The sequence below is a fragment of the Rhodococcus sp. 27YEA6 genome (assembly GCF_044908235.1).
In the GTDB taxonomy this organism is placed as follows: Bacteria; Actinomycetota; Actinomycetes; order Mycobacteriales; family Mycobacteriaceae; genus Rhodococcus_F; species Rhodococcus_F qingshengii.
This window is the reverse complement of record NZ_JBIYCY010000004.1, coordinates 139,650-155,235: the sequence shown is the minus strand read 5'-3', so window position 1 is coordinate 155,235 and position 15,586 is coordinate 139,650. Positions and strand designations below refer to the sequence as shown.

The 15,586-nt window shown below is 61.3% G+C and carries 7 protein-coding genes and 2 pseudogenes; 5 read left to right on the top strand and 4 right to left on the bottom strand.

The genetic code is table 11. From position 1 onward, the window contains the following. The first annotated feature begins 79 nt into the window (after positions 1–79). Both ABH939_RS13330 and ABH939_RS13325 read left to right on the top strand, forming a co-directional pair. Positions 80–502 (top strand): metalloregulator ArsR/SmtB family transcription factor, encoded by a 423-nt coding sequence (locus tag ABH939_RS13330; protein WP_003942406.1) that lies wholly within the window; start codon positions 80–82, stop codon positions 500–502. Further along, entirely contained in the window at positions 499–1,518 is a 1,020-nt protein-coding gene (locus tag ABH939_RS13325; RefSeq protein ID WP_031331634.1) for a cation diffusion facilitator family transporter, read from the top strand. Before ABH939_RS13330 ends, ABH939_RS13325 begins: the two co-directional genes overlap by 4 nt. A 34-nt stretch (positions 1,519–1,552) precedes the next feature. On the opposite strand, the gene ABH939_RS13320 is transcribed toward ABH939_RS13325, so the two are convergent. Then, on the bottom strand, positions 1,553–2,164 hold the full coding sequence (locus ABH939_RS13320) for a glyoxalase (protein WP_404649701.1): 612 nt from the start codon (positions 2,162–2,164) through the stop codon (positions 1,553–1,555). 317 nt (positions 2,165–2,481) lie between these two features. Here ABH939_RS13320 and ABH939_RS13315 point away from each other — a divergent pair, with 317 nt between their 5' ends. Continuing rightward, positions 2,482–5,586, top strand: a complete 3,105-nt coding sequence (locus ABH939_RS13315) for a multicopper oxidase family protein (RefSeq protein ID WP_404649754.1) — start codon at positions 2,482–2,484, stop codon at positions 5,584–5,586. A gap of 117 nt (positions 5,587–5,703) precedes the next feature. Beyond that, positions 5,704–6,941 (top strand): annotated as a pseudogene (locus tag ABH939_RS13310) (DUF222 domain-containing protein). A gap of 85 nt (positions 6,942–7,026) precedes the next feature. Here the strand turns inward: ABH939_RS13310 and ABH939_RS13305 are convergent. From ABH939_RS13305 to ABH939_RS13295, 3 genes are read right to left on the bottom strand one after another with little or no spacing between them, the layout of a single operon-like run. Further along, positions 7,027–7,998 carry an antibiotic biosynthesis monooxygenase gene (locus tag ABH939_RS13305; RefSeq protein ID WP_075833364.1) on the bottom strand — a complete coding sequence of 324 codons (972 nt, stop codon included), beginning with the start codon at positions 7,996–7,998 and terminating at the stop codon, positions 7,027–7,029. Then, entirely contained in the window at positions 7,995–10,688 is a 2,694-nt protein-coding gene (locus ABH939_RS13300; RefSeq protein WP_404649700.1) for a molybdopterin-dependent oxidoreductase, read from the bottom strand. The genes ABH939_RS13305 and ABH939_RS13300 overlap by 4 nt, the downstream gene beginning before the upstream one ends. After that, positions 10,685–11,509, bottom strand: a complete 825-nt coding sequence (locus ABH939_RS13295) for an FAD binding domain-containing protein (protein ID WP_404649699.1) — start codon at positions 11,507–11,509, stop codon at positions 10,685–10,687. Before ABH939_RS13295 ends, ABH939_RS13300 begins: the two co-directional genes overlap by 4 nt. Positions 11,510–11,769: 260 nt before the next feature. On the opposite strand from ABH939_RS13295, the pseudogene ABH939_RS13290 reads away from it, so the two are divergent. Further along, positions 11,770–15,582: pseudogene (locus ABH939_RS13290) on the top strand (amino acid adenylation domain-containing protein); the annotation flags it as partial. Between the last annotated feature and the right edge of the window lie 4 nt (positions 15,583–15,586).

Sequence of the window (15,586 nt, the reverse complement as noted above, 5' to 3'; positions counted from 1 at the left end):
GCTCTGCCGCCAAGCTTTGCACAACTGGTGAATCGACGAGAGGTCATCTTCGGCGTCCAGCATGATCTACTATCTACGTATGAACGCAGATAGTGGTGTTTGTCGCCGTAAGCTTCCCGATGATCAAGTCGACCTCGTCGTCGAGGTGTTCCGCATGCTGGCCGACGCAACCCGTGTGCAGGTTTTGTGGGCATTGGTAGACCGCGAGTGCTCGGTGAACGAACTGGCGGAACGCGTCGGCAAGCCGGCGCCCTCGGTGTCGCAGCACCTGGCGAAATTGCGCATGGCAAGGTTGGTACGAACGCGCCGCGATGGTACGACGGTGTTCTATCGCCTGGAGAACGACCATGTGCGCCAACTGGTTACGGACGCGGTCTTCAATGCGGAGCATGCCGGACCCGGATTGCCGGGGCATCACCGTAGTGAAGGTGAACTTCGGGAGATACACCCGGAGCGCTCGGCGAACGTCGATCGGACCGATCAAGAAGAAGGTGCGTCGTGACGCACGAACCCAAGACGTCCCACGGCCACGGCCACGGCCACCGCCATGTCCACGGGCCGAAGGGATTTCGATCGGCAGTCCGCGAAGTGTTCTCGCCGCACAGTCACGACGCTGCCGACAGTGTCGACGACGCATTGGAATCGAGCGTAATCGGCATCCGGGCGGTCAAGATCAGTCTTGTTGCGCTCGGAGTCACCGCAGTTGCTCAGGTCGCGATCGTGGCGATCTCGGGTTCGGTGGCGCTGCTGGCGGACACCATTCACAACTTCTCCGACGCGCTCACGGCAGTCCCACTCTGGATTGCCTTCGCGCTCGGTCGGCGCGCTGCGACCAGGCGCTATACCTATGGTTTCGGGCGTGCGGAGGATTTGGCCGGACTGTTCGTGCTCGCCATGATCGCACTGTCGGCAGTGATCGCCGGTGTCGAGGCGGTGAGGCGATTGATCAACCCGGTCGAGATCGAGCACCTCGGTTGGGTAGCGGCGGCAGGTTTGATCGGTTTCATCGGAAACGAATTGGTGGCGTTGTATCGGATCAGGGTCGGCAGGCAAATCGGTTCAGCGGCCCTGGTGGCCGATGGATTGCATGCTCGGACCGACGGATTCACTTCGCTCGCAGTCCTTCTGGGGGCGGGGGGAGTTGCGCTGGGTTTCCCGTTGGCAGATCCGATCATCGGCCTTGTCATCACCGTTGCCATCGTGGCGGTGCTCAGGACTGCAGCGCGAGACGTCTTCCGGAGGTTGATGGACGGCGTCGAACCTGAGTTGGTGGACGACGCAGAGCATGCATTGATGCACGAACCTGGAGTCCTCGGTGTTCGTGATCTGAAGATGCGGTGGATCGGACACCGACTGCATGCCGATGCAGAACTCGACATCGATCCCCGGGCAACACTTGCCGAAGCTCATGCGATTGCACACAGCGCCGAGCATTCGCTCACTCACGCGGTGCCCAAACTCGCTACTGCCTTGGTGCATGCGTACCCGGCGCATGACGCGGCCAACTCCGAAGTCTGATACCGGCCGCCTTCCCGGTGATCTGTGCTTGATGTCAAGCGCAGGCGGCTTCCCAGGCGAAACCGTCTGGGTCTGTGAAGGTTTCAGACGCGCCGGCAACGGTCAGACGGTGTGATCCGGTGCCTTCCGGAGCAACCCCGGCATCCTTTGCCAAAGCGCGGCGACCATACAGTGCGAGTGTCACATTGTTTGCTGCACTGGTGAATTCGACGTACTTGCGACCGAAGCTCTTGGACACCTCGAGTCCGCGGTCGAGGTAGAACTGCTTGCTGGCCTTGACGTCTTCGGCGCCGAGCAGCAGCACGAGGCTGTCGATCGTGCGGGTGGCCGGCCCGTCGTTCTTCTTCGACGACGTGGCGATCTTCCAGATCGAACCGTCTGGAGCCTGGACGACTCCGCCGTATCCCCAGAGGGATTTCTTCACAGGCTTCAAGGCGGTGGCACCTGCTGCGAGTGCTGCGCCGACGAAGGCGTCGACGATGTTCGGTTGGGAGACGACGAGCGAAAGGGTGTACCCACGAAACCCTGTTGTCGGTTCGTTCGATTCGCGTAGCTGGATTCGATCTCCGACGCCGAGAGCGTTGTAGAAGGCTTCGGCTGCGACGAGGTCGGGTACGTCGAGGATCACGGATTGCGCGGTGGTCATCTGGGCGCTCCCTGCTGATGCGTGGATTGACGACGTGTGGTCGGAAGTGGACTTCTGTGGTGTGTTCATGTGTTTCAACGTAATTGCGGGTCCCGTGGCTGTGCTTCTCGATTTCTGATCGGTTTGCTGAGACTGCTTGCAAGGTGAAGCGCTCGAGCGGGCACTAGGTGGGCAATTTGTCGTGAATGTACTGTTCAGCCGATGTTTTCTCGATAGGCTGATGAGCGCTGATCGGACGTATCTCACGCCACCATGGAACGGGGAAACCAGTGATCGCACTGCGAGGAAAGTCGTTAGCCGCAGCAGTAGTGGTGTCCATGACGATGGCGTTGGCCGCGTGTACGTCCGCTGAATCGGCGCCCGAGGTGGGCGCGAACTACGGCTCGGACGGAACCGCCGTCGACTACCGGGAGCCGGTGAAACTGAGTAGCCGAGATGGTGTTCTCGAGGTGCGCTTGTCCGCTCATCAGGGAGTGATTCCGCTCGATACCGCTTCGGCGCCCGTGTCGAATTTTCTGCTCTTCGGGTACGAGGTCATCCGCGGTACGGCGTCGGACGGATCGACCTCGGCGAGTGACGTCTATCCGGCGCCGACTCTCCGCGTCAATCCCGGAGAGCGATTGATCATTCATTACGACAACGATTTGCAGGATCTCACGATCCAGGACTTCTACGATCCGGCATTCACACCTGCGGGCGGGGGCGTGCCGATCTATCCGCCGGCGCTGACGTCGGCTCCGCTGAATCTGCACACGCACGGAGTGCACGTGAGTCCGGACGGCAATGCGGACAACGTGTTGCTCAACATTCCAGCCGGCCAGGGAAACGTGTACGACTACGCGATTCCGGGGACGATGCCGAACGGTCTGTACTGGTATCACAGTCACCGGCACACCCTCACCGCCCAGCAGACGTACATGGGCCTGGCCGGGCTACTGGAAATCGGCCGGCCGGACGGCAATCTGCCTGTCGTGACGGCAAACGACGTTCCGATTCGCGATATGGCATTGCAGTACAACTTCGTATTCGACCGCAAAGGAAAGGGCCGACAGCTCAACGACGCGAACTGGCCCCAATTCGTCAGTACGTTGACGCCACCCGCCGGTACGGAACTAGCCGACGGGACGTACCGTCCGAGCCTTGCTCCGGTGAATTTCTCGGACACCACCGAGGGCGCGCAGTATTTCACCAACTGGTACACCGGACCGTTGTCCCCGGCCAATCATCGTGGACAGAATCAATTCGTTCCAGGCAATCTGCAGAGCTTCGTGGGTGAATCGACGACTGTACCGGCCGATCCTTCACTGCCGGACAACCAACGCGATGTGCAGTACACCGTGAACGGTCAGTTCCAGCCGTCGCTGAAACTGAGGCCGGGGCAGACCGAGATCTGGGTGCTTGCCAACATCAGCGACTTTGCCTACATGCCGGTCACGTTGACGGAAACCGCAACCGGCGCCCATCCGAAGTTCGCCATCGTAGGGCAGGACGGAAACCCGTTCGACGAGGTCAGGCCACCCGTGGACGGGGACGGAACCAGGCTGGTGATTCCGCCGGCCTCGCGATACGCAATCGCAGTGACGATGCCGGAGTCCGGCGATCTGGTGCTGGAGATGCCACCGCTCGAAGGTGCGAAGCCGGTGAGCAATCCAGGCATTCTCTACACCAACAACGGTACCGACAATCCGCCCGCCGAACTCGGAACCGTCACCGTCGACCCGTCGGTGATCAGTTACGCGGACGGATTCTTCACGTTCCCGACTCAGCAGTTGATCCGTGCGACGCCAGACGAGGGTGAAGGAAAGACGACTCCCTTCGAGTTCGGACAGAAGCTCGATACCTACACCTCGTTCGTGGATACCGCAGCGATGACGCCCGACGTGACCCGCAATCTCACAGTGTCCGGTGGGTTCGGAAACGAGAAGGCCAGCAACAGCGATCCGAAGGCCTTCACCTACGAATTCGCCGACAACACGTTCCCCAACATTCCGCTGATTCAACCGCGACTGAATTCCGTTGAGGAATGGAAGATCACGAACCTCAACAACGACGAACACCCGATGCATATTCACGTCAACGACTTCCAGGTAACGGAAGTTGTGGATCCCGTCGCAGGTACCACGACGGGCGTTCAGCCCTGGGGAATCGACAACGTGAACGTGCCGGCGCCGGTGACGGACGAGAACGAGAATGCGCTGGAACCAGCATCGGTGACGTTGCGGACGAAGTTCACCGAGTACACCGGAACCTTTGTGATTCACTGCCACCGACTCAATCACGAGGACAACGGTTTGATGGCGACTGTCAACGTGATTCCCGAGGTATCGACATATGCCGTCGCGATACCTGGTTCGGCCGGCGTGCCCGCCAAGGTGCAGATATTCGATGCCAACGGCGACAAACTGATCACTGCTGTGACGCCCTTCCCGTCGTTCGAAGGCACCCCGAGTGTTGCGATGGCGGACGTGAACGGAGACATGGTGCTTGATCTGGTCGCTGGAACAGGTGCAGGCTCGGCTCCGGAAGTGGTGGCGTACAACGCAGTCGGCGGCGTGCCGTTCACCGACGAGTTGGCAAGATTTGCCCCCTTCGATGTGGGTTTTCGTGGCGGAGTGAACATCGGCGGCGTCGATATCGACGGAAACGCACTGGCGGACAACATCATCGTTGCCTCGGGCCCAGGGATGGAGTCGCAGGTCAAGATTTACTCCACCGACCTTCCGGCGGACAAGAGGTCCGCACCCGCAGAATTCGGTTCGTTCTCGCCGTACCCGGGATCGAGTAGCGGAGTCACGTTCGCAACCGGAATGGTTGACAGTCACTCCGGTCGAGCGAGCATCGTGACCGCACCGGGTGCGGGCGAGGAGCCGTTGATCAAGACGTTCCGCTACGACCTGTACGAACCGACGGCGGCTGCGCAGGGCGGCTCCGATGACCACGCAGGTCATACGGCTGGTCCTGTAATGACGTCGCAGTTCTTGGCATTCGATCAGGGCTACCGCGACGGGGTGTCTCTGTCGACGGGTTGGGTGGCCGGCGCCGAGGGCGGCGCAAAGTCGATAGTGGCAGGCATGCTCGGAGGAGAAGGATCAATCCGCGTCTTCTCGAGTGGATCCAGGCTCGACGGTGCACCCGAGATGTACCTCGAGAGTCCAGATCACCATTCGACGGACGTGGCATTTCGGGAGGTTGCAGCTTTCGACCCGTTCACCGCTCCAGAGTCGGGTGTGGGAGTGGCCACGACGAGCACGACTACCGGCGCGGATCTCCTCGTCAGCGGCAGCAACGGAACGGGTGCCGAAGTTCGGAAATTCACTCTCGGTCGTGCCGATCCGTCTGCGACCACATTGACACCGACGCTTGTGGGAACGCTGCCGCCCTATCCCGTCGGCGGGGGAGTTCTGCCGCTCAGCGGCCGATGATCCGGTTTTGAGAGTTGCTGAAAGTAGTTTCATATCAACGTGTCTCGAGCCTTCCTGTTCTCGAAGTTGTCCGGTTTGTCTCTGGTTATCGAAAGTGTGTTCGATTAAACTTTCGGTATGGACAGTCGGGGAGCGTGGCAGCTGGATGGTGAGGGCCTCAAGAGTGAGGTTCTGGATCTGGTGCGTGTCCGGCACGAGTTGCAGTCGCGGATGGTGTTGCTGATCGTGGAGATGTTTTCCCGTGAGACTGTGGTCGGGAAGGGTTTTCGGGCGATCGCGCTGTGGTTGCATGGTTCGACGAATTTGGAGATCGGTGAGTGCAGTCTGTTGGTCGGGTTGGCGCGGTTGTTGATGCTCGAACCTGTTGTCGCGGATGCGTTTCATCGTGGTGACGTGGATGCGTTGAAGGCGCGGCAGGTGGCGTCGTTTTGTCAGCATCCGCCGAAGAACATGACCGTGGCGGATGTGGACAAGGCTCGCGGGATCCTGCTTGGCCTGGCGTCGAAGAACATTGCCGATTGTGATGCGGTGCGGGCGGCGATCCGGCGGATCGAGAAGCAGTACGGCAAGCGTGAGGACGGGGTTCCGGTCGGCGAGGATTCCGAACGTAACGAGTTCTATGCCTCGAAAGGGTTGTACGGGCGCGTGTCGGTGAAGGGTGATCTGGATGCTGTGAACGGGGCCCGCCGATCACGTTGTTGTCGAGCCTGTCTGCGCCGACGCCGGAGAAGGACGGCGTCAAGGACACCCGTACGCCGGCGCTACGGCGGGCGGACGGGTTCTGCGAACTACTGCGGCGGTACGAGCGGGCGGGGTTGGGTCCGATCGAGGGCGGGGTGAAACCGCACATCACGGTGACTGCGTCGGCGAAAGACATGACCGACCTCAAAGCCTTGAAGGATATGTTGCCGTCGACTCAGGAACTGGGGTTCGCGTGGGCGGATTGGGTGGGCCCGATCAGTATCGACACTGCCCGGATGTTGGCCTGCGATTGCACGGTCACGCGAATTTTGTTGGATGAGAATGGTGTTCCGCTCGACTGCGGTAAGGAAGCGAGAACGGCGACGGTGCCGCAGCGGCGGGCGTTGGCGGTTCGTGATGGCGGGTGTGCGTTTCCGGGGTGCGGAACTACGTCGGGGTGGTGCGATGCCCATCATATTGTTCACTGGGGTGATGGTGGCCCAACGGATCTCGACAATCTGATCTTGTTGTGCGGTCATCATCATCGGACGATGCACCACACCGAATGGCGGGTGGAAATCGGGCCCGACCGAAAAACAGTGTTCTATCCACCGATGTCGATCGACCCGTATCAACAGCCGATCGGCGGGAACAGCCCACCAACGGCCGCGTGAACGGACATAACTGAAAATGCCAGCGTATGCACCGGGGAAGAATCATGCCCCGTTACATGCGCTGGCATTTCGTGTTCCGGAGCGTTCAGGGCAGCGACCAGAACTGAGTAGTCACGAGGTAGAAGACGACAACCCAGAACAAGGTCACAGCGGCGACGATTGCCACCCCTTGTGCGTTGGTTTTTGCGACAGGAATCCCCGGAGGCGGACGCAGCCAACGGCGCAGGAGTCGATTCACGTAGTACGGCATCGTGAAGAAACTCATGATGAAGCTCGACAGCAGATTGCCGATCAACAATCCGAGCCAGAGTGGCAGCTTCAGCGGTGACAGCGCCAAAGTAAGCAAGACGACAGTCGGGTAGAGACCGACCCAGACCGCGATCGAGGTTTTTGTCTCCGAAGGTGGAGGGGCCTCGTTTCCGTTCTCGTCGAAGGCAAACCAACTGCCGAACGAATTGTCCACGGTTCGCAGTTCGAAGTCGTGAAACTTGCGGCCCTCGGCGAGGAGTTGTTGTCGCTCAGGGGAAGTCAGCCACGTATCGAGGTGGGCAGCATTGTCGAAGCGATACAGCAGGGTCCATTCATCCTGCACACCGTCGACGGGGCGAAACAGTTCGGTGCCGCGGAATCCGTCGAAAGCACTCTCCACCTCCCGAAGGCGATCCTGCCAGGCAAGGAACTCGTCGATGCTGTCGTCACCGACTCGGTGCGTCACTACGACGGTCAGCAGTGGGTCCGGAGGCCTGATCCCACCGCTCACTACCTGCTGCGTGGCCGGGCCGTCGAAGTACTGACGCCCGCTGTCGAGGTAGTTCTGCCTCGTCGCGCTGTTGATCCACGCTTGAACATGAGCGATGGAGTCGAATCGGTACACGATCACCCAATCAGGTTGGGTGGGCGTCGGAGCAGCGATTTCTGCCCCGAGGAAGCCTGCATAATCTGCGGCCGCCCGGTTGAGATCTTTCTGCCATACCTCGAATTCTTTCTCCAGTCCGGCACGCACTCGCTGGCCGATGATGACCGTCGCGGCGCTGTCCGCCGACGTGTGCGCGGTCATCGGTTCAGGCCTGTGTAGATGCGTTCCGGGGTGAGCGGTAGCGTCCGGAATCGTGACCCGGTTGCATCCTGCAGTGCGTTCGCCAATGCAGGGGCAACCGGATTGATGCAGCACTCCGCCATGCCCTTGGAGCGGAGAGGACCGACGGAGTCTGATGACTCGACGAGGATCACCTCCGTGCGTGGGATATCTGCATATGTCGGGATCCGGTAGTTACGTAGATTCGGGTTCATCATCGCGCCGTTTGCGTCTACGTGGAAGTTCTCGGTGAGTGCGAAGCCGATGCCCTGGGCGACGCCACCTTCGATCTGTCCCCGCACCTGCGCCGGATTGATGATCACCCCAGCGTCGGTGGCTTGGACGCTGTAGAGAATGCGGATCTCGCCGGTGATGCGATGGACGGCAATCCGGAAGCCATGAGTGTTGGACACCACGCTGCGCGGAGATCCGTATGCCTTCCGCGCCTCGGTGAATCGGATCCCGCGCGGGCGCGCGGCCTCGAGTATCTCTTGCAGTGTTAATCGAGTACTACCGCAGACGATCTTGTCGTCGTCCATCGAGCACTGGTCAATCGACACGCCGGTGTGGTGCGCGGTGAAGGCAAGTAGGCGATCGCGGAGCGCATTCGACGCGCGAAGTACCGCGTTCCCAGCGACAAACAGGCCGGCGCTGGCGAAAGCGCCTGTGTCGAAACCGGTTCGGTCGGTGTCCGACTGAATGATTCGTACACGCGACGGAGTTGTGCCCAGCTGATTCGCGGCGATCTGCACGTGGGCCGTAGAAGTACCCTCACCGAATTCGACTGTGCCGATGGCAAGTTCGTATACACAGTCTTCGCCGAGGGTGAGCCAAGCCTCGGAAATGTGCTCGGTGGGTGGCGCGGTCTCATGTAGTGAACTGGCGGTACCGGTGCCGATCAGCCAATCGTCTCCGGGCGAGGGAACCTGTTGCCGCTTCAACGCGGTGTCGATCAGATCGATGCATTGCCCCAGTCCGTCTTCGGTGAAGATCACGTCGTCTGGGCCGTCTTCGAGTGCGATCAGCGAATCGCCCGGTCGGACGATATTGCGTCGACGCAGTTCGAGCGGATCCATGTTCAGCGCGACGGCCAATTCGGTCATGGCCGATTCCACGGCAAAGGCCGGTTGCGTCATCCCGTACCCACGCAGAGCGCCGCTCGGGACGTTATTGGTGTACACGGAATACGCATCGAACTTCTTGTTGGCGCAGCGGTAGAGCGATACTGCCGCGCCGCCGGCAAAGAGTGTCTCTCCACCGTGGTTTCCGTACGCACCGGTGTTCGATACGTTGCGATACTGAAAGGCTGTGAGGGTTCCGTCCGACTTGGCACCGAGCTTGATCGTGAGCTTCATCGGATGACGCGGCGACGCGGTGGTGAACTCTTCTTCTCGGGTGAACTCGAGGCAGACTGGACGACCGGTGTCGAGGGTGGCGAGCGCCACCAGATCCTCGCTGATCACTTCCTGTTTTCCTCCGAACCCGCCGCCCACGCGTTTGCAGAACACGCGTAGCTGATCCGGGCGGAGGTCGAAGAGATGGGCGAGTTTGACCTTGGCGATGGAGGGGGACTGCGAACTTGTGCGAACGTGAAGGCGTCCGTCTTCCATCCAGGAGATCGAACCGTGCGTCTCGAGGTGCGCGTGCTGAACCCGCGGCGAGAAGTAGGTGCCTTCGTGGATGACGTCGGCCTCGGCGAACCCTGCCTCGACGTCGCCCACATGACCGTGAAGTTCGAGCAGGATGTTGTGCTCGGGATCTCGAACAAAGGGATCGTCGGATCCGTGCAGGGCTGGAGCGCCGTCGGCCATGGCCTCTTCCGGATCGAACACGGAAGGCAGGATCTCGTAATCGACCTTCACCTTCCGACGGCCTTCTTCCGCAGCGACGACGGAGTCGGCGAGGACGGCCACTACACGCTGACCCACGAACCGCACGACGTTGTCGAGAATGTAGGTGTCGTCCGGATCGACAAGGTGGTCGGTATGTATTGCCGTGGTGAAGAGCTTGCGCGGCACGTCTTTCCAGGTGTAGACGCGATGGACACCGGGGACGGCGAGCGCCTCGGTGGTGTCGATGGAGGTGATGCGGGCATGTGCGTGAGGCGAGTGCAGCACTTTCAGGTGCAGCATGCCGTCGATCGCGGTGTCCATAGTGTATTCGGCTCGGCCGGTCACCAGGTCGGTGGCCGCCGGCGCCCCGACGCTGGTTCCGACGGCCTGTCCCGGGAGGGCAACTTCGACAGCACCGACACCGTTGACCGCGTCTTCGATGGATCGGTAACCGGTGCAGCGGCACAGGTTTCCCTTGAGCGCTCGCGGCAAGTCTTCTTTCTGCGCGTCGGTGAGCGCCGCCGAGGTCATGATCATCCCGGCGGTGCAGAACCCACACTGAAAGCCGGGTGCATCCCGGAACTGCTGCTGAATCGGATGGAGATCTTCGGGCGTGCCGAGTCCCTCGATCGTGGTTACCGCGCGACCGTCGGCGCGAAAGGCGGGCGTGATGCAGCTGTGTATCGGTGTTCCGTCGAGCCACACTGTGCACGCCCCGCAGTCCCCGCCGTCGCACCCCTTCTTCACCCCGTGGTGTCCGAGGTGCCGAAGAAACGTCCGGAGACACTGTCCCGGGAACGGCTCCTCGTGGAACTGCCGGTCGTTCACCGTGTAGCTCATGACTGGCTCCCCGTGAGTTCGTTTCGGAGCTCGTCGGCGTAGTGGCGGGCGAGGTGGAGGCGGTGGTCTGGGGTTCCGTTGGGATCGTCGAACCAAATGTCGGCCGAAATGGAGTCGACGGCTCGTCGCAGAGAGTGCTCATCCGGCATGGTGTCGAACGTCAGCCGGATCGGATGGGTGGTGCCGGCGGTGATGGTGAGGTGAAAGTCGTCGGCGCCAGGAGTCTGCGTCGCGATCATGAAGATCGTCGAACGGCCGAGGTGCGTGAGACTGAAGCGGCGGTGGGCGTGCCGTTTGGTGAGTGCGTGCACCGGGAACTCGATGCTCCGAAGGACTTCGCCCGGCTCCAGGACATTCTGGTGGTCACCGGTCACGAAGTCGCACGCGTCGACGGTCCTCACTGTTCCGTCGGTAGCCCATAGTGTGAACGAAGCCTCGAGTGCAACTGCCAGGGTGATCATCGGTCCGGCCGGAAGCGACATACAGATGTTGCCGCCTACGGTTGCCGAATTCCACACCTTGAAAGACGAGAGGAAGTACTCGCAGCTGACGCGAATAAGTGGACTCGCACGCCAATTGTCCGGCGGGACAAACGCATACAGTTCGGCAACGGTGCACGTAGCTCCGACACCGAAATGAATCGGGCCGACCTCCAGTGGTGTCCAACCGAGCGCGGTGAGGTCGACCAGTCGACGCGTGTCGGGTTGTTCTGCTGAGAACAGCCACGTTCCTCCCGCGAGCCAGGCGTCGCCGGGACGCCACACGTCCCCTGGGCGATCCGGTGGTCGGCGTATCACGTCGGTAATGGTGGTGATGTCCATGCGCCTGCTCCCCTCGGGGGATGTGTCTTCTCGGAGTGGGACATTACCGAGGTGACGAGACGCATTCACACTTTTAGTACATATCGGGCACGCGAAACATGAGCGATACGTACGTGACATCGACTGGTGGGGCGGTGCATGCGCTTGCCGATTCTGGGTACGACTGCTTGAGAGGCGCGATCAGCCTCTTGCTTTCGCGCTGTTGATTCGGACGCGGCTACGCACTCGGCGGCCGCGGAGATCATGCGGGGCGGGGCGCTGTGAAACCCTTCGAGGTAAGTCGGACCGACCCTTCTGATGAGACGCTCTTTCCGCTCTCGGCCGCCCAACGGGCAACCTGGTTCGCTCAGCAATTCGATCCCGAAGTCCCGATTCTGATAGCGCACTACGTGGAGCTGCGCGGCGAACTCGACGTCGAACTGCTGGATCGCGAAACGCGAGCGGTGGCATACGAGTTTCAATCTCCTTTGCTCAAAGTGATCGAGATCGACGGTCAACCGATGCAGTACGTGGACGAGACATCTGAGATCACCGTCCGTCTTGTCGACCTCCGTGGGTCCCCCGATCCGATCGAGGATGCCCTCGGGTGGATGCGCCGAGATTGCCGGACGCAGCTCGACCTGGCAGTCGACGGAATCGTCGCGACCGCTGTGCTGCGCGTGGGCGACGCGCACTATCTGTGGTACAGCCGCATCCATCATGTTGCGCTCGACGGTTTCGGTGCCATGACCATGATGAACCGCATTGCGCATCGGTACTCGGCCTCGGCGGCGAGAAAGGACTCGCAGCCGAGTCGTGCCGCGACGCTGCGCACGCTGTACGACATCGACGAGCGGTACAGAATGTCGGATCGATTTGCCGCCGACCGGGAGTACTGGGCTGAGCGCAATACCACCCTCGCCGGATCCAGCCTGGCGGAGGCTTCTGGGCCCGCGCAAACCGAGAGCCGACTCGAAAGCACACTGATGTCGGACCGAAGTTGTGCCCTTCTCTACGAATCCGAGAACCACGCTGCACCGGTCATCGCTGCGCTCGCGTTGTACCTCGCGCGGATGACGGCGAAAGAGACTGTCCAGATTCATGTTCCGATGTCCGGACGGACTACGGCGGTGCTGCGGGACTCGGGCGGCATGATGGTGAACGTCACGCCACTGCTCATCCGTGTCGCAGCGGTCGACACCGTCGGTGAACTGTTCGCCCAGGTCCAACATGAGCTCATGGGTGCATTGCGGCACCAGCGCTGCAGCCTCGACGACATCCGTCGGGACGCAGGCGTGACGAGCGGTCTGGAAGGCGAAGACTCATATGCCGGGCCCATGGTCAACGTCATGCTGTTTCGCCAGGAGGTGCAGTTGGGCGAGGTGGTTGGGGAGTATCACATCGTCACCTCCGGGCCGGTGGAAGACCTTCTGGTCAACGTGTATCCGAGCGGCGACAGGCTGCGTGTCGACTTCCGGGCAAACCCGATCCGATACGAGGAGGCGGGTTTACGCGAGCACCACCGGAACTTTGTCGGCTTGCTGGAAGAGTTGATCGCGTCTGATTCCGGTGCCGAACTCGCAGACATTCACGGCCCGACGGCCCGAGAGGGCGAGCGACGACAACGCGAAGTCCGGCACCTCGAGTATTGGAGACATGAGCTCGCCGGGGCGCCCGAACTTTTGCAACTTCCCTTCGATCGACCCAGGCCTGCAACGCAATCGCTGGACAGTGCACAGGTTGAGGTCCTGATCGCCACCGACACCCACGCGCGGATCACGGCGATGGCGAGTGATCTCGGGACGGACACTCGTGCGGTCTTACATGCGAGCTTTGCTCTCCTGGTGAGCCGGTTGTCCGGTGCTTCGGATGTTGTGATCGGTACGCCCGCGGGATCCGACGCGAGCATCGTCGCCATCCGGAGTCGCATCGATCTGGAGACGCCGTTCACGGCACTCTTGGGCAGTGTCGTCGAGGTCCGAAGTAATGCGCTGCCGCACAGTGGGATACGGCTCGAGCAGTTGGTTCAGCCATTGCACGTGGAGGATGTACCCGCCTATGCGCCGGTTGTACAGGTGATGTTCGAGTCCGTCGCCGGCGCTGACGAGCACCCTCGCGACATCGGCCGCTTCGATCTCGGAGTGTCTGCAGTCGAGACTTTCGACGAGGTGGGTACGCCGTCCGGAATCTCGGTGAGGCTCGCGTTTGCCACCGATCTATTCGACGCCGAGACGGTACGCGGCCTCGGTTTGCGGCTCGCGTGCGTCCTGGAATCCGTCACAGCGGATCCGGCAATCATGGTCGGCGACATCGATATCTTGTCCGACGACGAGCGATCCGCGATACGGCCTGTCCGCGGTGACCCGCGCGCTTCGCATCGCACCCTGGCCGATTTGTTCGACGGTGCGGCGCGCACACACCCCGACGGCGTGGCCCTGTCGTATCTCGATGCCGAGTTGACGTATCGAGAACTCGACGAGCGTTCGTCGAAGTTGGCCCGAGTCTTGATCGACCGCGGCATCGGTCCGGAAAACAGTGTGGCGCTGGGTTTGACGCGTTCGATCGAATCGGTTGTCGCGATGTTGGCGGTGACCAAAGCCGGCGCGGCATTCGTGCCGGTGGATCCGACCTATCCGGGTGAACGTGTTCGCTTCATGCTGACCGATTCCGGCGCCGTACTGGGGCTCACGGTCGTTTCCGAACTTCATCGTTTGCCGGATTCGATTTCCTGGATAGCAATCGACGACGCTGAGTTCCGTGGCCGACTTGGACGGTTGTCCGTGCGCTCCATCTCCGATGTCGATCGGGTGCACCCGATCCGGCCCGACAGTCCTGCATACGTGATCTACACGTCCGGATCCACCGGACTCCCCAAGGGGGTGACGGTCTCGCATCGTGGACTGGAAGCGCTTGCTGCCGAACAGCGTTCGCGGTTCGGTGCGACCCAGGATGCGCGAACGTTGCACTTCTCGACACCGAGTTTCGACGCCTCGATTTTCGAATACCTGCTGGCTTTCGGTGCCGGAGCGACCATGGTGATTGCACCGAGCACGATCTACGGCGGTGACGAGCTGTCTCACTTCCTCGAATCCCAGCGTGTCACGCATGGTTTTGTCACTACTGCGGCGCTCGGAACAGTTTCTCCCGAGGGCCTTTCGGACTTCGGCGACGTGGTGGTCGGTGGTGAGGCCTGTCCGCCGGATCTCGTGCAGCGGTGGGCTCCCGGCCGACGGCTGTGCAATGCGTACGGGCCGACCGAGACCACCGTCATGTCGAACATCGGCGAGCCGATGGTGTCGTCGGAGAACATCACAGTGGGCGGTCCGCTCCGCGGCTTCGAGGAGATCGTGCTCGATCAGCGATTGCACCCCGTCCCCGACGGTGTTGTGGGCGAACTGTACATCTCGGGAGACGCGCTCGCACGTGGATATCACCGGAAGTATGCGTTGACCGCAGAACGATTCGTGGCAGACCCCTTCGGCCTCCCCGGGCAGCGGATGTATCGAACGGGGGATTTGGTGCGGTGGCGCCGTGGCCGTGGACTCGAGTACGTCGGTCGTAGTGACTTCCAGGTGAAAGTTCGCGGATTTCGTATCGAACTCGGGGAAATCGACAGCGTCGTGCGGTCGTGTCCGCAGGTCGAGAATGCAGTCACCGTGGCGCGTGCGGCTCCCTCCGGGACAGCGATGATCACCACGTACGTCGTGCCTGCCGGCGGAAGTGCGCTCTCGACGGCCGAGCTGACGCGGTACGTCGCGAGCCGTGTTCCGTCGTACATGGTTCCTGCGGCATTTGTTCTACTCGACGAGTTGCCGGTAACTCCGGCGGGAAAGGTCGATCGCGCTGCCTTACCTGCACCTCGGCTCGATGCTCGGTCGGACGACTTTCGACCGCCCGAGGGCGCTGAGGAACTAGTGCTCGCCGAGATTTTTGCCGATGTTCTAGGCGTCGAGACGGTGGGTGCGGGTGACGACTTCTTCGATCTGGGCGGGAACTCACTGATTGCCACGAAGCTGATCGCTCGCGTAAATGCCGCTGAAGAAATCGATTTCGGGGTGCGGACTTTGTTCGAAGCACCGACTATCGAATCATTGGCCC